The sequence below is a fragment of the Candidatus Amarolinea dominans genome, assembly GCA_016719785.1.
Lineage (GTDB): Bacteria > Chloroflexota > Anaerolineae > SSC4 > Amarolineaceae > Amarolinea > Amarolinea dominans.
Window position 1 is genome coordinate 58731 of the sequence record JADJYJ010000010.1, and the last position, 17117, is coordinate 75847.

Below are 17117 nucleotides of genomic sequence, written 5' to 3' on the forward strand. Positions count from 1 at the left end.
TTTCTTAAAGTCAACTCTTATTTTTATATGATGCGAATCGGACAGGAACAGGTTGCGCCGTGGCGCCTTTTCGTGATAGAATAAGATGAGACAGGGGAAACATAATCAATCCATGAATTCAATCGTCCCAACAACGCTCCTTTTCATCCGTCATGGCGAGACCGACGCCAACGTCAACGGCCAGTTGGAAGGCGCCACCGACAGGCCGCTCAACGCCACCGGGCAGGCGCAAGCCCAAGCCCTGGCCGCCCGCCTGCTGAGCGAAAACCGGCCTATCCAGGTCATCTACAGCAGTTCGCTGACCCGCGCCCGGCAGACGGCCGCCGCCCTGGCTACGGCGCTCGGCGAACTGCCGGTGCAGGTTGACCCCGACTTGTCTGAGTATCGCTTGGGCGAGTGGGACGGCTTGACCTTGGAGGAACTGCGCGACGAGAAACAGATGTGGGTGCGCACGGCAAGCGACCCGCATTTTGCTCCGCCCGGCGGTGAGTCGGCCATGCAGTTCGGCTTGCGCCTCGTGCGCGCCGTGCGCGCCATCCTCAGCCGCCACCCAGGCCAGACCGTCGCCATCTTCAGTCACGGCGGCGCCCTGGCCACCGTGCTGGCCCTGCTCCTGGAAAACCAGGGCAATCGCTGGCCTGGGTACCAGATGGACAACTGCGGTATCAGCGAGGTGGTGTTCGAACCGGCGCCGCGCCTCGTGCGCATGAATGATGTCGGTCATATCGGAGAAATGCTGAACGAGGAACGCTGAACGCTGCGGTCGCGCAAGGAGCGTTGGGCAAGCGGACTCTAACGCAAGGGCGCAAAGGTGCAGAGACGCAAGGGCTTTTTCTTGGCGCCCCGGCGCCCCGGCGTTAAAATCGGCATCGCCCCTCGCGGCAGATGCCCCTCATCAGGAAGTGGGCATTGGCGCGCGGCTTTTGCCGAGATAGGCCTCTACAATGGCTGGGTCTGCGCGTAACTGGGCGGCCGGCCCTTGCTGCACGATGTGCCCGCTCTCCAGGACATAGGCGTAGTCGGCGATCTGCAGAGCCTTGCGCGCGTTCTGTTCCACCAGGAGAATGGTTGCGCCTTGCGCTTTCAAATCGGCGATGATGCGGAAAATCTCCTGCACCAGCAGCGGCGCCAGCCCCAGCGACGGTTCATCCATCATCACCAGGCGTGGCCGCGCCATCAACGCGCGGCCGATGGCTAACATTTGCTGTTCGCCGCCGGAGAGCGAACCGGCCTCCTGGCGCCGCCGCTCACGCAGCCGCGGAAAGCGCTGAAAGGTCGCCTCCAGGTCGGCGTGAATGTGGGCGCGGTCACGCCGCCGGTTGGCGCCCAACAGCAGATTTTCTTCCACGCTCAGCGGCGCCAGGATTTGGCGGCCTTCGGGCACCTGCACCAGGCCCAGGGCAGCCACCCGATCCGCGCGCCAGCCTGTAATATCCTGCGCGTCGAACGTGATGCGGCCCTCGCGCGGGGCCAACAGCCCGCTGATCGTGTTCAGGGTGGTGGATTTGCCCGCGCCATTGGCGCCCACCAGCGCGACCACGCTGCCCTGTGCCACCGTGAATGTGATGCCCTTCAGCGCGGCAATCGCACCGTAGGCTGTCTGTAGATTCGTCACCGTGAGCATGATCTCGCTACGCCTCGGTCTCTTTATTGCCTTCATTGGCCTTCATTGACCTTCATTGGCCTTCATCGCCTTCATTGCCCAAATAGGCCTCGATGACGCGGGGGTCATGACGCACCTGGTCCGGCGTCCCGGCGGCGATGGTGCGGCCAAAGTTGAGCACCACCACCTGATCGCAGATGCTCATGATCAAATCCATGTGATGTTCGATGACCAACAGGGTCAGGCCGGCCGCGCGCAGTTCCAGCAGGAGATGCGCCAGTTGCTCAGTTTCCGCGGCGATCATGCCGGCCGCCGGTTCATCGAGCAGCAGCAGCCGTGGCTCCAGCGCCAGGGCGCGCGCCATTTCCACGCGGCGCTGATCACCATAGGAGAGCGCCCCGGCCGCGGCCGCCGCCAGGTGCTCCACGCGCAACCGGCGCAGGAGGCCCAGGGCGGCGGCCTGCGTCGCCTGCTCCGCGCGCCGGCTGCGCGGCAGACGCAGCAGCGTCTCGATGATGGCGCCCGGCTGGCGCAGGTGGTGGCCGACCATGACATTCTCCAGCACCGACAGGTCGCCAAACAGGCGGATGTTCTGAAAGGTGCGGCCGATGCCACAACGGGCAATGTCATGCGCAGGCAGGCCGCTGATCACCGCGCCGTCGAAGGTGATGCGCCCGCTGTTGACCGGAGTCAGCCCGCTGATGATGTTGATGAGCGTGGTCTTGCCGGCTCCATTCGGCCCAATCAAACCACAAATGGCGCCGGCCATGACATCGAAGGAGACATGATCGAGCGCGGTCAGGCCACCAAACTGGCGGCTGACATCGGCGACGCGCAGCAGCGTCTGGGTGCGATCAGGCATGGCCCCTCACTCCTGCGCCGCGGCGGGCACGCGTGACCAGAAGCGCAGGCGGCGCCAAAAGTGTGGATCGGCCAGCCCGCGCGGCAAATAGATGATGGCCAGCATGATGACCAAGCCGTTGATCACTTCGCGCTGCGCCCGCAAAAAACGCAGGGTCTCCGGCAGGGTTGACAGTAGAATGGCGCCCAGGATCGGGCCGGCCCAGTGGGTCATGCCGCCGAGCACCGCGTAGGCCAGAATGTCCACGGCGCGGCCGAAGACATAGTTGCGCGGATCAATCACGCGTACGATGGGGGTGCTCAAGGCGCCGGCGCCGGCGGCCAACGCCGCGCCGAGGACGAAGACGAGCAGCTTGTAGCGCACCACCTGGATGCCGAGGGTTGACGCGGCTGCTTCATCCAGGCGGATGGCGGCCATCAAGCGGCCGTAGCGTGAATGCTGCAGGGTGGCCAGCAGGTAAATGCAGGCCAGGACGTAGAGCAGGATCGGCCAGGTGGTGTGCGGCAGGCCGAGGATGATCTGTGGCGTGCGGTAGGTGAGGGTGATGCCTTCGGCGCCGTTGAAAATAGTCAGGTCGGGCTGGCCGCTGAAGGCGCGCAGCAGTTTGTCGCCATTGAGGGCGATAATGCGCACGATCTCGCCAAAGCCCAGGGTGGCAATCGCCAGGTAGATGTCGCGCAGGCGCAGGATGATCAAGCCGAAGGGTACGGCCAGCAGCACGCCGATGAGCATGGCCAGGGCCAGCCCGGCGCCCAGCGGCAGCCTCGTTTGCGTGGCGACGATGGCGGCCGTGTAGGCGCCGATCGCCATGAAGCCGGCATTGGACAGGGAGAGCAGGCCGGTTGCAAGGGTCAGGTAGATGCTCAGCCCCAGGGCGATGTTGATGAGGGTGAAGTTGACGAGGGAGATGTGGTTGCTGATGAACGCAGGCATGTCTCAACTCCTCATCAGGCGCGTACGCTGCTGCTGCGGCCGAGGATGCCGCTGGGACGCACGAGCAGGACCAAGATGAGCAGGGCAAAGACGAAGGCATCGCGGAAGCTGCTGTCAAGGTAGGCCACACTCAAGACACGAATCATGCCCACCAGAAAGGCCGCCACGGCCGCGCCGCCGATGCTGCCCATGCCGCCCACGATGATGACGGTCAGCCCGGCCAGTTCCACCTCGTTGCCCATGGTTGGCTCCAGGCGGTTGAAGGCCAGGCCCAGCAGTACGCCGGCCGCGCCGGCCAGCGCACCAGAGAGGAAAAATGTCTGCGCCACCACCCAGTCTACGTTGATGCCGAGCAGGCGGGCCGTGCGTTCATTCCAGGCGATGGCGCGAATGGCGCGCCCCAGGGATGTGCGTTCGATGAGCAGGCGCAGGGTGAGCATCAGGCTGAGGGCAAGGACAAGAACCAGAACCTGAATCGGCGCAATGACCGCGCGCCCGAAGAGGGACAGGGGGGCGGTGGGGAAAATCTCAGGGGGAAAGCGGGAGACCTGCGCACCAAAAACGCCCTGCGCCACGCTGATGAAGATGATGGACGCGCCGATCGAGGAAATCATCGGCGCCAGGCGCGGCACCGGCGCCTGGCGCAGCGGCCGGATCGCGCGATAGTCAAGCACGATGCCGGCCAGCGCCAGCGCGGCGCCGGCGCCGAGCAGGATCATCCCCCAGGGCGCGGGCCAGGCGCCGATGATGCCGAGCAGTAAAAGGATGAAGCCGGCCCAGAGCACCAGGCCGCCCATCGTCAAGCTGCGTAGCGGTTTGAACGCGAGGCGATCGAGCAGAATCGCCAGCAGGCCCGCGCCGATCATGGCTAGCGGAATAGAAACCCACAGCGGCCAGCCCAACTGCGTGACACACAAGAACGCGATGAACGCGCCCCACATGTAGTTGGCGCCGTGTGCCAGGTTGACGATATCGAGCACCCCAAAGACCAGGGTGTAGCCCATGGCAAACAGTGCCAGGGCAGCCCCTTGCCAGATACCGTTGATGAGCTGCTGTGGGAGTTGTTCCATAACTGTGCCAGTCTGCCCTACTTGAACAGATCGAACTTGCCGTCCTTGACCACCTGCACGATCGGGGCATGCACAGGGTCGCGGCTGGCGGCGAAGGAGAACTTACCGAGCACGGTGTCCGCGTCCTTGACCTGTGCCAGGGTATCGCGAATTGCCTGCCCCTCCGCCTTGCCTGCGTTCTTGATGGCCGAGGCCATGATGTAGACCGCGGCATAGGCCTGCGCGGCGAACTGGTCGGGATTGGCGCCGTACTTGGCGTTGTAGGCCTTGACGAAATCCTGGTTGCCAGGCGCGTCGGAGTTGACGAACCAGGCCGCGCCGGAGATGGCGCCCTCAGCGGCCGCGCCGGCCAACTGCGCCAGTTTGGGCGAGTTGAAGCCGTTGCCGCCAATGAAACGAACGCTATCGGGAATGCCGAGCTGTCGGCCCTGGGACATGATGCCCGCCGCTTCTTCTGCCAGCGCGGAGACCACGATGGCCTCGGGGTTCAGCGACTTGATCTTGGTCAACTGCGCCGAGAAGTCGGTGTCACCTTTTTTGAACGTCTCGGTGGTCAAGATCTCGATGCCTTCGGCGTCCAGGGCAGCCTTGAAGGCATCATAGCCGCTCTTGGTAAAGGCGTCGTCGTCACCGTAGAGAACGGCCACCCGCTTGTAGCCCAGCTTGGCTTTGGTCATCTTGATCGTGTTGGGAATCACGGACGCCTCAGGCAAGCTGTTGCGGAAGATGAAATCGCCAATTTCGACGATGCCGGCGGCCGTGTTGGAGGTGGCCAGCACCACTACCTTCTTCTCCTGGGCGATGGGGTCGGCGGCCTTGGCCGAGTTGGACAGGGTCGGCCCAAAAATGGCGATGACTTTATCCTGGTTGATCAGCTTCTCGAACGCGGCGATGGCGCCTTCTTTCGTTGAGCGATCATCCTCAGTTATCAACTTGATCGTGGCTTTGCCTAGCAAGCCAGCCTTGTTGATTTCCTCTACCGCCATCTCGGCCGCCTGTTTTTGTGACGGGCCATAGATGGCGGCCGCGCCGGTCAGTGACCAGACGGCGCCAATGGCGATCTCTCCGCTCAGGCCGTCGGGCGCCGGCGCAGGCTGAGTTGCCACCTGTGCGCAGCCCGCGAGGAGCAGCGCCGCCACTAACAATAGAGAAACAAGACGAATGTTCCGCATAGTCTTCCCTCCATGGAGCAAAAAGCAAACAGATTGTTGTGTTCTATCATGATTGGGAGTCTTTGAGGTAGGCGCAATCATACCACAGGCGCCAGAACCCGTCAAAGTCAAGTCAGTTTTGGAAGAATGCTTGTGTGTGGTGTATGATAGCGGCTGATTCGTACAGGGAGTGAGGTGACAAGGACAACTATGACGCAGTTCAAGGACATCTACGCGGGTCGCAAACCGGCCCTCTCGGTTGAGATTTTTCCGCCCAAGACAGAGCAGAGTTGGGCGAACCTGCAGACCGAGCTGACGCACCTGGTGGCGCACCGGCCGGCGTTCGTTTCGGTGACTTACGGCGCGGGCGGTTCGACCCGCCCGAAAACGTTGGAGCTGGTCGAGATGATCCATACGCGTTTCCAGGTGATGAGCGTGCCCCACTTCACCTGCGTTGGCTCCTCGCGTGACGATGTGCGCGACTATGTGGATCGCGTACTGGCGCAGGGCGTGCGTAACCTGGTGGCGCTGCGCGGTGATCCGCCGCAGGGGGACGCGCAGTTTGCGCCTGTGCCCGACGGTTTTCGCTATGCCAACGACCTGGTGGCGTTTATCAAGGGCTATACCGCTGAACTGGACATTGCGGTGGCCGGCTACCCGGAGGGGCATGTCGAGTGCCGCCATTTAGTGCAGGATGTGGAAAACTTGAAGCGCAAGGTTGATGCCGGCGCGTCAGTGGTGTTGACGCAGCTCTTCTATGGCAATGCCGACTTCTTGCGCTTTCGCGACGAGGCCACGCGCGCGGGGATCAAGGCGCCTATCGTTCCGGGGATCATGCCCATTACCAGGTTTTCGCAGATTCAACGCATCACCTCTCTGTGCGGGGCGCACATCCCCGATGCGTTGAGTGCGGCGTTGCTGCGCCATGAGGACGGCAGCCCCGCGCAGCAAGCAGCCGGCATCGAGTATACCATCGAGCAGTGTCGCGAACTCCTGGATCATGGCGTGCCTGGCCTGCATGTGTTCACCTTGAACAACAACCACGCCACCTCGCGGCTGGTTGATGCGCTGGGGTCCTACTTCGACTGAAGCTGGCGCCGCCGGCCGGCCCCAACGGACAGGTAGAGGCTGAGGGCCACGTAATAGCTGATGCACAGCATCGAGCCGAGCATGACCCAGGGGGCCACACGCGGATGCTGCGCCAGGGCGGCAACGGTCAAAACACCCCACACGGAAAGCACTGCCAACGTTACGTGCCGATAGGCCTGCGTGCGTGACGGATAAATATAGCGCACCGGCACAAAGACCAGGATGACCAAAACGATCACGATCGCCAGGTTGACCTGCGGGCTGAGACCCCACAGAAACAGATAGAGCACGACGACGTTCCAGTAGGAGGGAAATCCGGTGAAGAAATGGTCTTCGGTCTTTGCGTCGGCCTGGCAGAACTGATAAGCGGAGGCCAGCAAGATCAGCACCGCGCCCGTCGTGGCCAGCTGGGGTGGGAATAGATCCGCTTCAACCAAAAAGAAGGCCGGCACCACCACGTACGTCAGATAGTCAACCACGTTGTCCAACAGCGCACCGTCGAAGCCCGGCAGCGCGCCCTTGACTTGCAGCCGCCGCGCCAGGGTGCCATCCAGGCTGTCAACCGCGACGGCAATGGCCATCCACAGAAACGTCAAGAGCCAATCATGATTCTGAATGGCCAGCAGGGCCAGGAAGCCCCAGGCGACGCCACTGGCAGTGAACAGATGAACGCCCCACGCGGCAACCTTGCGGCTGTTGCGAATGGCGATCGTATCTCCCTCGATTAGCGACATATACACCTCATCGTCTGGTCTGGCAGCGGTCAAGAATGTACCGCGCCGTAAGGCATCACCCCGTTCCGTGCCAGCAAGCGGGGGTCGTTACTGTTGCAGTGGCTTGAGCAAGACGTCAGTCACATCTTGAGGCACCGGACCGCGCAGCACGATTTCAGGCCATAGTTCAACCGGGGGATTCAAAGTCACCTGACGCGACAGGCGGATCGTATTCAGATCATCATGCAGGTAGCGGCGACGCCCACAATGCCGAGCATCGCATCGAGGGTTGAAATTCGCACCACAGTCCTTCCAGGGGCAGGTGCGGCCCAGGTAATTTCCTTGATTATCGGCCAGAAAGATATCACCACTGCAATGCAAGCTCTGTACGAAGGCACGCCAACGCCGCCCGAGCCTGGCCAGGGTTGCCAGGTTGGACTCGTCTTCCACCGATACCAGGAGATCAGCATCGCGCGGGGTTTCGATCTCGGTAGCCAGGGAGCCGATCATGGCAATGCGGGTGACGCCCGGCGCCTTCATGAGTAAACGGACCAACTCGGACATCTCGCGTAGGAGGCGTATTCGTACAGACGGTATGCCAGTTTCCGGCTCGTGTGCGGATCCGAGCAGTGGCTCGATGTCATAAGCCGAAAGCCATTCGATGATGCGCTCGCGCATGTGGGCGTTTCTGAAGCGGAACCAGCGTTCGCGTTCATGGCGGTCGCCGGCCAGGGTCTCCTTGAAACGGCGAAATGCGCCTTGTCCACCGAGGGCATGAGTCAAGGTGTCGCGAAACGGCTCGTCGGCAACGGTGGCGATAAATTCTTCGATATCTTCATAACTCTTGCGCGAATCGGCACGCGGCACGCGCAAAGTGCGCTGGCCCAGGTTCATTTCCAGTTCATGCACGGCCTGGAGAGAGACGGACGTGACCTCACCCCGTGCAACCTGGGCGAACGTGGCGGCAAAATCTGCGCTGGTGACATTCGGCTGGCGACTTAGCTCATCATATATCCTGGCCCATGTACGACGGTCTTCAGTGCGTACCTGGATGACTGCGCCATTGACAGTATCGAGATAATAGGTGGTTACTCCCGACACATCTTCGATAGCAAAATCTAGCGCCGACAGATCCACCTTGAGTTTACGCATGGTTCGGGACACTCCTTCACGAGGGATCGCTTACGTTTTCTATCTTTAACTTTCTTTAACTTGAGACTGGTTTGAGTTCAATCAATCGTGCACGCGCCGCCGACTTGAGGGTCGAGTAGAACACGTGGATCGAGGGTCAAGACGTAGACGCCGTTAAGTAGTTTACATGGTCAACCACAGGCTGTCAAGATAACTGAGGTGGGTCAATTGGCAAGAGTTAGTCGCTGAGTCCTTGTGAACGAAACCAGAGGACCATGGCGATCGGCGTCAACACCATGATGCCGATACTGAACCAAAACGCCAGCGGCTCATGAAACGGCAGGCTTTCGAAGTTCATGCCGAAGAAGCCGCTCAAGAAGGTGAGCGGCAAGAAGATGGTCGAAATCACGGTCAGACGGCGCATGACTTCATTCAAGGCGTTGCTCTGTACCGACAAATAGGCATCCAGCGCGCTTGAAAGCAGATCACGATAGATGTCAATGCTGTCCAGGACACGGACGGTGTGATCGTACACATCCTGGAAATAGATAACGGAACCGGCTGGCAAGATGGGCGGGTCGCGGCGCATCAACACGTTGAAGACATCGCGCTGAGGCCCCACCACTCGCCGCAGCGCCAGCAGGTCCTTCTTCAGCGTGAAAATGTCGTTGAGTGCATCACGGTTGAAACGCTCGAAGATCTTCTCCTCCAGCACATCTACACGTTCGGCCACGGCGTCAATCAGCGGGAAATACTCATCCACCAACCCGTCCATAATGGCGTACAACACCGCCCCCAGGTCCGAACCGACAGACTCGGTGCTGTGTTCCCAGCGCTCCAGCGCGGCTTGTAGCTCAGGCGCCGGCTCGGCATGGACCGTCACGACGTAGTTCTTGCCCAGGAAGATGGCGATCTCGCGTAACCCAATGCTCTCCAGATCCGCATTCAGGTTCGCGCCGTAGACGACGATAAAGTAATGGTGGCCGTAAACCTCGATCTTCGGGCGTTGATGGCGATGCTCGATGTCTTCCAGGGCCAGCGGGTGAAAGTTGAAATGCGTGTGCAGCACCTGGCGATCCGCCGCCGTCGGCGCGACCATGTCTATCCAAACCAGCGCGTCCGAGCGCGCAATGAGATCTCCGATCTGTTCGGAGTTCGAATAGGTGGAAAATTCACCCTGACACAAGGCCTTGATCGTAAGCATGGTTGACGGCACCCCGTTGACTTGCACCGGATTGGGATTTTTTCGGAAGCCCATTATAGACTGATTGCCAAGAAGGGGCAAGCCTGCTATAATGGGCGCCGAGTGCAAAGCGTCGCCAGTTGGCGGCGTTTTCTTGTGTGGGAGGATGGTCACGAATGTCAGCCTACGTGCTACGCCATTATCGCTATAACTTCGCCGTCAATGTGCTGGATGGCGGCTTTTTTGTGTTCGGTGTCGGCTTTGCCTCCTGGGTCACCGTTTTTCCCCTTTTCGTCAGTCACTTGACCGATTCGGCTCTGCTCATCGGTCTCATTCCGGCGGTCCACACCGTGTTTTGGCAGTTACCCCAGGTGTTCACGGCGCGCGCCGTGGCCTCACGTGCGCGGCTGAAGCCCGCGGTTGTGACCCTGACTATCGTTGAGCGCTTTCCGTATGTCCTCTTCGGCGTTCTGGCCCTGCAACTGGCGCGCTTGAGTTCCACCCAGGCCCTGATCATCACGTTTGCCCTTTTGACGCTTCAGGGTTTGGGCGCCGGCCTGACGGCTAACTTCTGGCAGACCATGATCAGCCGCACCATGCCCCCCACACGCTGGGGCCTGTTCTTCGGCACGCAGGCCGCGTTTGGCTCGTTGTTGGGCACCGGCAGCGCGGTCGCGGCCGGATGGATTCTCAACGATCAGCCCTACCCGATCAATTTTGCCGTCTGTTTCTTTTTGTGCGCCGCGGCCATGAGCGTCTCCTGGGTCTTTCTGGCCGCTACCCGCGAACCGCCGGACACGGACACCCCGCCGGCCATGAGTGCGCTCACTTTCCGCCGCCAGTTGTGGACCATCCTGCGCGTGGATGGCAATTTCCGCTGGTACCTGATCGGTCGGTGGCTACAAAGCATCGTCGTCATTCCCAGTGCTTTCGTCACGGTCTACGCGGTCAAGCGATTCAACGCGGACCCTGCGCTCTTGGGCCTTTTAACCGGCAGCCTGATGGTGACGCAGATGGTTGCCAACCCGCTGATGGGCATGCTCGGAGATCGCTGGGGGCACCGTCAGGCCATGATCGCCGGCACCGTGGCGGCCGTCATCGTGCCGATAGTCGCCTTGCAGGCCCCCACGGTGGGCTGGCTGTTTGTGATCTTTGTGCTCACCGGCATCAGCAGTGTCTGCTTCTGGCTCGTCGGCATCACCTTTACGCTCCAATTCGGCAGTGCGAAGGATCGTCCGGCCTACGTGGGCCTGGCTAACACCTTGACCGCACCTTCCGGGGTGCTGGCGCCGCTGCTGGGCGGCTGGGCCATTGACGCTTCGGGCTACCCGGCCATGTTCATCCTGGCGCTCGTGGGCGGCATTTTGGCCGTGGCCGTCCTGGCCCTGGCCGTGCATGACCCACACCAGGCGCCAGTCAGTGTGCCCGTGGAGGCGTAGACGCGGCCGACCCGCCTACACCCTGACCTGCTCAACGGCCAGGGGATGAAAGAGGAGGGTCGCCTGCCAGGTATCATCCGCCTGCCGCGTGAGTTCCCAGGCGCCGGCCGGCGGGAGCGGGTTCTGGCGATCGAAGCGCTGCTTGAAAGGCAGCAAGTCGAGGGGTGGGTACACCACGGTGCGCAACAGCACCTCGATGGGGCCGCCATGGGAAACCAGCGCCAGCGGTTGCGTAGGCATGGCATCCAGGACGCGACGCTGCCAAAGGGCCAGCATCCGCTGTTCCAGGGCTTCACGGCTTTCGCCGCGCGGAATCTCGATCAATCCTGGGTCAATTTCAACCGGCAGCGACAAGCGCTGGCCCAGGATGTCTGCCGTTTGCTGGGCGCGGGCCATCTCAGATGAGAAAAGCCGGCCGATGCCGGCGCCGGCCATGTGCGCGGCCAGCAGATGCGCCTCCTGCCGTCCCTGCGCCGTCAATGCCGGGCCAGGCGGCGTGTCATACGGAATGGTGTGGTCGGCCCAGTCAGGGGTCGCGTGGCGAATCAAGTAGACGATTTGTGAATGTTGATTGAATGACATGGGCGCGAGTGTAGCGCAAATCGGGGCGGAAGGCAAGACGGTAGAGAGAAGTGCAGAGCACAAAGTACAAAGTGCAAAGTGGAGAGCGCAGAGGGCGGAACGACCGTGGATGAAAATGCCAGCGGACCGGGAGCCCCGAACCTCACCTCAACCCCCGACCCCTTCTCCTCTCCGTGTAACGGAGAGGAGAAGGGGGGAAGAGAGCGTAACGGAGTTGGCGGGGATGTTGTTTTCAAGTCAGGTTAGAGGGAGAAAGCGGGGTCAAACATGCGAGCTATGATCAATGGATTCGAGATGGCGTTTGGTGACGAGGGAGAGGGATTGGCGGTGGTGTTGATTCACGGCTATCCGTTGCAGCGCGCGATTTGGGCGCCGCAGGTGGAGGCTTCGAAGACACGCTTTCGGGTCATCACCCCGGATCTGCGGGGTTTTGGCGAATCAGAAGTGACGGCAGGGCCGTACACGATGGAGATGCTGGCGGCCGACGTGCATGCGCTGCTGCAACAGCGGGGTGTCCGCAGCGCGGTCATCGGCGGCCATTCCATGGGCGGCTATGTGGCCCTGGCCTTTGCCCGTCAGTTCCCGGAGATGCTGCGCGGGCTGATCCTGGTCAACACACGGGCGGGCGCAGACAGCCCGGCAGGCAAGGCCAATCGGCAGGCGGCCGCGGCTGTCGCCAGGCAACAGGGCGCGCTTGCCGTGGCGGATGACATGCTGCCCAAGCTCCTGGCGCCGGCCACGTTTCAGCAGCAGCCGCAGCTCGTGGCTCACGTACACAGGCTGATGGCAGCCGCGCCGGTCGAGGCGCTGGCCAACGCGCAGCTTGGCATGGCCACACGCGGCGCCAGTCAGGACGTGTTGGAAGGGCTTTTCTTGCCGGTGCTGGTGATCACCGGCGCGGATGACAAGCTGATCCCGCCGGCAGAATCGGAAGCGATGGCGCGCACCGTGCCGGGCGCCCGCCTGGTCGTTCTGGAAGACGTCGGGCATCTCGCCAGCCTGGAAGCGCCGGCCGCGTTCAATACGGCCTTGTGGGAGTTTTTGACCGTGCAAGTGGCGTAGCGAGTGCAGAAGACGATTGCCTAGCGCGTTGACTGGTGGTGCAGCACGATGAGGGTGACAATCAGCGTTGCCAGGTAGACGGGGATCGCCTCCAACGAGGTGTAGCGCGCCAGGCTGCCCGCGACCGTGGGCAGCAGCGCGGCGCCCAGGCCGGCCGCGCTGATCTGCATGCCGATGGTGTTGGCCGCATGGCGCATGCTGACGCGGCCGCTCGTGCCGGACACCAGCGCGGGGAAGATGGGCGCCACAGCAAAGCCGACCAGCCCGACGCCGAACAGGCTCACCGCCTGCGCGGGATTCCACCACAAGAGCAGCGCGCCGACCAGCGCCCCCAACAGACTGATCTGGACGAGCCTGTTGGCGCCCACCCGCGGCGCGTACAGCCCGGCCATGACGCGACCCACGGTGAACGTGCCCCAATAGCTGCCGGCCCACAGGCCCGCGATCGCCGGCGCAATGCCGCGCGACTCGGTCAACAGCGTGTACGCCCACAGCCCCAGGGTGACCTCGATGCCGGTGTAGATGAAAAACATCAGGATACTGAGCCACGCGCCCCGCTGGCGCAGCGTTTCGCGCAGAGGCGTCTGAAAGTCTGTCAGGCGCATGGGGGCATCGGCCTCTCCGGCGGTCCCGTTCTGCCGCCACAGCGACGCCGTGACCGCAAAGCAGCCCGCCAGCGCCAGTTGGGCCACGCCGACTACGACATAGCCCACGCGCCAGGCGCCGAACAGATTCAAGCCGGTGGTCATGATGATCGGGCCGAGCGTGATGCCGACGCCGAAACTGGCATGGAGCCACTGCATCAGGCTTTCGCCATGGTGGGAGGCGATGTAGGTATTGAGGCCGGCATCAATCGCGCCCGCGCCCAGCCCCGCGCCCACGCCGAGTGGAATCATCGCCCACCACGAGGGCGCCAGGGTGTAGCCCAGCAGACTGCCGCCCGTCGCCGCACAGCTTGCGGCCAGCAGCCCGCCGACGCCCATCCGCGCCATGATGCGGCCGCTGAAGAAGCTCGAGGTGAGATAGCCGGCGGTGGACGCCACGAGCAGCATGCCCAGCGCGTCCAGCGGTAGCGCGAAGTCCGCACGCATCGAGGGCCAGGCCACCCCTAGCAGCCCGTCAGGCAGACCGAGGGAGATGAACGCGATGTAGGCCAGCAGGATCAGGCCAATTTTGAATTGTCGTTTGGGTGTCATCAAGATCACAGGCTGTGGTAATCCACATAATCTTTGTGGCGTAACCGCATGATCAGTACGGCCAACTCTGCCTTGAAGGCTTCCCACCCCATCCACGCTTCCGGGTTGGTCGAGTAACGGTCACGTTCTTCGATCGCTTCGGCAAGCAACAATTGATCGCCAGCGGGATCTTCAGGGCCTTCGTGCGCCCAGTTCTCGACAATAGAGTCATCGGTGTGGCGCAGAGGGCGCGAGTTCTTCGCGGACTGCTTCTTGGACTGCCCTGCGAATGAAGGTCTCCATCTCGACCAGACTCAGAGTGGTCTTGAACTGTGGCGACGCAATGTTCACGTTGTTCCTCCATGCGTGCAACTCGATCGTCGTGGCCTGCTGCGGAGGCCATTGAATTCGACCGGTATTGTACCACAAAGTCGCCTGTTTCACCGCCTGGGCGCACGCGCATCGCGGCCGATCGGTTGTCGTAATCCTGGGGAAAATTTGCGCAGGCTCTGTCCGTATGGTAAAATCTGGCTCGTTGTGGCCCGCTAGCTCAATTGGCAGAGCAAATGACTCTTAATCATTGGGTTTAGGGTTCGAGTCCCTGGCGGGTCATCATACGACCAAGTGAATTGGTTTCACTTGGTCGTATTTTTTACCATTTGCGTGTCTTGACAAACCCGTCCACCTTAAGCAGGTAGCTATCAAGATTATGAAAAATGACGATTGTCCAGCATAATCAGGTTATGGATGAGTTGAACAGTGCGTAGAATAGTGGAGATGAGGCTTATTCCTTTATCTTTTTGTCAATGTCAACTCGCGGGGCATGAGGGCCACGCGTTTGCGGGCGGAATAGACGGCCAGTACACCGCTCCAGGGAGGATCCATGAACCATAGCGGAAACCACATCGAAGCCCGCTTGTGGGACGCAGCCGATGAACTGCGCGCCAATTCCAAGCTCAAGTCCTCGGAATATTCTGTCCCAGTGTTGGGGCTGGTCTTTCTGCGCTATGCCGACCACAAGTTCCAGGCGGCGGCGAAGGAATTGGCCGGCGCCGGCAGCGGACGGCGCATCATCGGCCCGGTGGACTATCAGGCGCGGGGCGTGCTCTACTTGCCCGAGACAGCGCGCTTCTCGGCGCTGATCACCCTGCCGGAAGGGGCCAACATCGGCGCGGCCATCAACGATGCCATGCGCGCCATCGAGGCCGAGAATCCCGACCTCAAGGATGTCCTGCCCAAGACCTACAACCGCTTCGAGAATGCCCTGCTCAAAGAACTGCTCAAGACTATGAACTCCGTCCCCATGGACATCGGGGGGGACGCGTTCGGCAGGATTTACGAATACTTCCTCGGCCACTTCGCCATGAGCGAGGGCCAAAAGGGCGGCGAGTTCTTCACCCCCACCGCCATCGTTCAGTTGATCGTCGGCATCATCGAGCCGTTCCACGGCCGCATCTTCGACCCGGCCTGCGGTTCTGGCGGCATGTTTGTGCAGAGTGCCCGCTTCGTCGCGGAGCACAAGAAGAACCCCGGCGCCGAGTTGAGCATTTACGGTCAGGAGAAGGTGGCCGAAACCGTGCGCCTGGGCAAGATGAACCTCGCCGTCCACGGTCTGGCCGGCGACATCCGCCAGGGCAATGCCTACTACGAAGACCTGCACCGCTCCACCGGTAAGTTCGACTTCGTCATGGCCAACCCGCCCTTCAACGTGGATCGCGTGGACAAGGACCGGCTCAAGGACGACCCGCGCTTTCCCTTTGGCCCGCCACGCACCGACAACGCCAACTACCTCTGGATTCAGCTCTTCTACAGCGCGCTGAATGACAGCGGCGCGCCGGTTTTGTCATGGCCAACTCCGCCTCCGACGCCCGCGGCTCGGAACTGGAGATCCGCCGGCAGATCATCGAAGCCCGCGCCGTGGATGTGATGGTGGCGGTCGGCGCCAACTTCTTCTACACCGTGACCCTGCCCTGCACGCTCTGGTTCTTCGACCGGGGCAAGCGCAATCTCCCCCCTCGCCCTGCAGGAGAGGGGCCGGGGGTGAGGGGAAGCGAAACGGTGCTCTTCATGGATGCCCGCCACCTCTACCGCCAGCTTGACCGCGCGCATCGCGACTGGACCCCGGCGCAGATCGAGTTCCTGGCCAACATCGCCCGCCTCTACCGCGGCGAAGCGACGGAGAACCTGCACGACAGCGCCGGCCTGCTGGCCGAACATTTCGGCAAGAAACCCAAATACGCCGATGTGCCCGGTCTGTGCAAGGTGGCAACGCTGGCCGAGATCGAAGCACAGGGCTGGAGCCTCAACCCCGGCCGCTATGTGGGGGTGACCGCCCGCGCGGAAGACGACTTCGACTTCAAGGAGCGGCTGGAGGAGCAAAACGAGGAGCTGGAGGTCCTCAACGCTGAGGCTCGGGAGTTGGAAGAGCGGATCGCGGAGAATGTGGTTAAGTTATTGGAAACACAATAAGGAAGGAATCCATGCAAGCTATAGAATTTGAAACACGGATTGATAAGAACGGTCACATCTATTTGCCGGAGGCGTTCCAATACGCCTACGGGAAATTTGCCCGCCTGGTGGTTCTTCTACCAGAACAGGCGGAATCCCCCAAAAAACGACGGTACCCTGGAAGCGCGAAAGGAATCCTCAAGGTGTTGTCCGAAGACGACGAACACTTGGATGATTTCAAGGAGTACATGTCATGAATCTGTTACTAGACACGCAGGCGCTACTCTGGTTTGTGCTGGACGATCCCCGATTGAGCGGAAGGGCGCGGGAGAGCATCGTTGCCACAGATGGGTTGATTTTCGTCAGCCCGGCAAGTCTTTGGGAGATCGCCATCAAGATCAGTCTGGGCAAGTATGCGCTACCGGCGCCTTTTGCAGCGTTCTGGGATGATCAGTTGCTGACCAACAACTTTACCCTCTTGTCCATCTCTATGTCACACACCGCACGGGTTGTGGATTTACCCTTTCATCACCGCGACCCGTTCGACCGTTTGATCATTGCCCAGTCGCTGGTGGAAGGGACTCCAGTGGCGAGCAGCGATGAAATGTTTGATCGTTATGGCGTGAAGCGGGTATGGTGAAAAGCTGGGAACGGAAAGAGCGCATTGCGGAGAATA

17 protein-coding genes, 1 tRNA gene and 1 pseudogene are annotated in these 17117 nt (G+C 61.6%); 8 read left to right on the forward strand and 11 right to left on the reverse strand.

Features of this window, described 5'->3' with window-relative positions; all coding sequences use genetic code 11:
• Positions 1–112 precede the first annotated feature (112 nt).
• Positions 113–754, forward strand: coding sequence for a histidine phosphatase family protein (locus IPM84_13080; GenBank protein MBK9093678.1), 642 nt, complete (start codon positions 113–115; stop codon positions 752–754).
• 141 nt (positions 755–895) lie between these two features.
• Here IPM84_13080 and IPM84_13085 read toward each other — a convergent pair whose 3' ends face one another.
• Genes IPM84_13085 through IPM84_13105 form a run of 5 tightly spaced genes read right to left on the reverse strand, consistent with a single transcriptional unit; the run spans position 896 to position 5640 of the window.
• The gene (locus tag IPM84_13085) at positions 896–1624 is read right to left on the reverse strand and encodes an ABC transporter ATP-binding protein (GenBank protein ID MBK9093679.1); all 729 of its coding nucleotides are present in this window, start codon (positions 1622–1624) and stop codon (positions 896–898) included.
• A 52-nt stretch (positions 1625–1676) separates the two neighbouring features.
• Complete coding sequence (locus tag IPM84_13090) at positions 1677–2465, reverse strand: ABC transporter ATP-binding protein (GenBank protein ID MBK9093680.1); 789 nt, start codon at positions 2463–2465, stop codon at positions 1677–1679.
• A gap of 6 nt (positions 2466–2471) precedes the next feature.
• The gene (locus IPM84_13095) at positions 2472–3398 is read right to left on the reverse strand and encodes a branched-chain amino acid ABC transporter permease (GenBank protein ID MBK9093681.1); all 927 of its coding nucleotides are present in this window, start codon (positions 3396–3398) and stop codon (positions 2472–2474) included.
• Between the two features lie 14 nt (positions 3399–3412).
• Positions 3413–4468 (reverse strand): branched-chain amino acid ABC transporter permease, encoded by a 1056-nt coding sequence (locus tag IPM84_13100; protein MBK9093682.1) that lies wholly within the window; start codon positions 4466–4468, stop codon positions 3413–3415.
• A gap of 17 nt (positions 4469–4485) precedes the next feature.
• Positions 4486–5640, reverse strand: coding sequence for an ABC transporter substrate-binding protein (locus tag IPM84_13105; protein ID MBK9093683.1), 1155 nt, complete (start codon positions 5638–5640; stop codon positions 4486–4488).
• 189 nt (positions 5641–5829) lie between these two features.
• On the opposite strand from IPM84_13105, the gene metF reads away from it, so the two are divergent.
• Complete coding sequence (metF, locus tag IPM84_13110; protein ID MBK9093684.1) at positions 5830–6708, forward strand: methylenetetrahydrofolate reductase [NAD(P)H]; 879 nt, start codon at positions 5830–5832, stop codon at positions 6706–6708.
• Here the strand turns inward: metF and IPM84_13115 are convergent.
• The 3 genes from IPM84_13115 to corA form a co-directional block, all read right to left on the reverse strand.
• Positions 6696–7442, reverse strand: a complete 747-nt coding sequence (locus tag IPM84_13115; protein ID MBK9093685.1) for a CDP-alcohol phosphatidyltransferase family protein — start codon at positions 7440–7442, stop codon at positions 6696–6698. The genes metF and IPM84_13115 overlap by 13 nt on opposite strands.
• An 87-nt stretch (positions 7443–7529) precedes the next feature.
• Complete coding sequence (locus tag IPM84_13120) at positions 7530–8573, reverse strand: hypothetical protein (GenBank protein MBK9093686.1); 1044 nt, start codon at positions 8571–8573, stop codon at positions 7530–7532.
• Positions 8574–8790: 217 nt separating this feature from the next.
• Positions 8791–9756: a magnesium/cobalt transporter CorA gene (corA, locus tag IPM84_13125; GenBank protein ID MBK9093687.1), complete on the reverse strand. Its 966-nt coding sequence runs from the start codon at positions 9754–9756 to the stop codon at positions 8791–8793.
• A 155-nt stretch (positions 9757–9911) separates the two neighbouring features.
• Here corA and IPM84_13130 point away from each other — a divergent pair, with 155 nt between their 5' ends.
• Positions 9912–11174 (forward strand): MFS transporter, encoded by a 1263-nt coding sequence (locus IPM84_13130; protein ID MBK9093688.1) that lies wholly within the window; start codon positions 9912–9914, stop codon positions 11172–11174.
• 15 nt (positions 11175–11189) lie between these two features.
• Here the strand turns inward: IPM84_13130 and IPM84_13135 are convergent, their stop codons facing one another.
• Positions 11190–11756: a histidine phosphatase family protein gene (locus IPM84_13135; protein ID MBK9093689.1), complete on the reverse strand. Its 567-nt coding sequence runs from the start codon at positions 11754–11756 to the stop codon at positions 11190–11192.
• A 267-nt stretch (positions 11757–12023) separates the two neighbouring features.
• Here IPM84_13135 and IPM84_13140 point away from each other — a divergent pair, with 267 nt between their 5' ends.
• Entirely contained in the window at positions 12024–12818 is a 795-nt protein-coding gene (locus tag IPM84_13140) for an alpha/beta fold hydrolase (GenBank protein MBK9093690.1), read from the forward strand.
• A 20-nt stretch (positions 12819–12838) separates the two neighbouring features.
• On the opposite strand, the gene IPM84_13145 is transcribed toward IPM84_13140, so the two are convergent.
• On the reverse strand, positions 12839–14014 hold the full coding sequence (locus IPM84_13145; protein ID MBK9093691.1) for an MFS transporter: 1176 nt from the start codon (positions 14012–14014) through the stop codon (positions 12839–12841).
• Between the two features lie 5 nt (positions 14015–14019).
• Positions 14020–14166, reverse strand: a complete 147-nt coding sequence (locus IPM84_13150) for a hypothetical protein (GenBank protein ID MBK9093692.1) — start codon at positions 14164–14166, stop codon at positions 14020–14022.
• Positions 14167–14532: 366 nt separating this feature from the next.
• Here IPM84_13150 and IPM84_13155 point away from each other — a divergent pair.
• The 4 genes and pseudogenes from IPM84_13155 to IPM84_13170 all read left to right on the forward strand — a co-directional run bounded on the left by IPM84_13155 (position 14533) and on the right by IPM84_13170 (position 17081).
• Positions 14533–14605: transfer RNA gene (locus IPM84_13155), tRNA-Lys, on the forward strand.
• Positions 14606–14876: 271 nt separating this feature from the next.
• Positions 14877–16462 (forward strand): annotated as a pseudogene (locus tag IPM84_13160) (SAM-dependent DNA methyltransferase).
• Positions 16463–16473: 11 nt separating this feature from the next.
• A complete protein-coding gene (locus tag IPM84_13165) occupies positions 16474–16698 on the forward strand; it encodes a hypothetical protein (protein MBK9093693.1) in 225 nt (74 codons plus the stop codon).
• On the forward strand, positions 16695–17081 hold the full coding sequence (locus IPM84_13170) for a type II toxin-antitoxin system VapC family toxin (protein MBK9093694.1): 387 nt from the start codon (positions 16695–16697) through the stop codon (positions 17079–17081). The genes IPM84_13165 and IPM84_13170 overlap by 4 nt, the downstream gene beginning before the upstream one ends.
• The last annotated feature ends 36 nt before the right edge of the window (positions 17082–17117 follow it).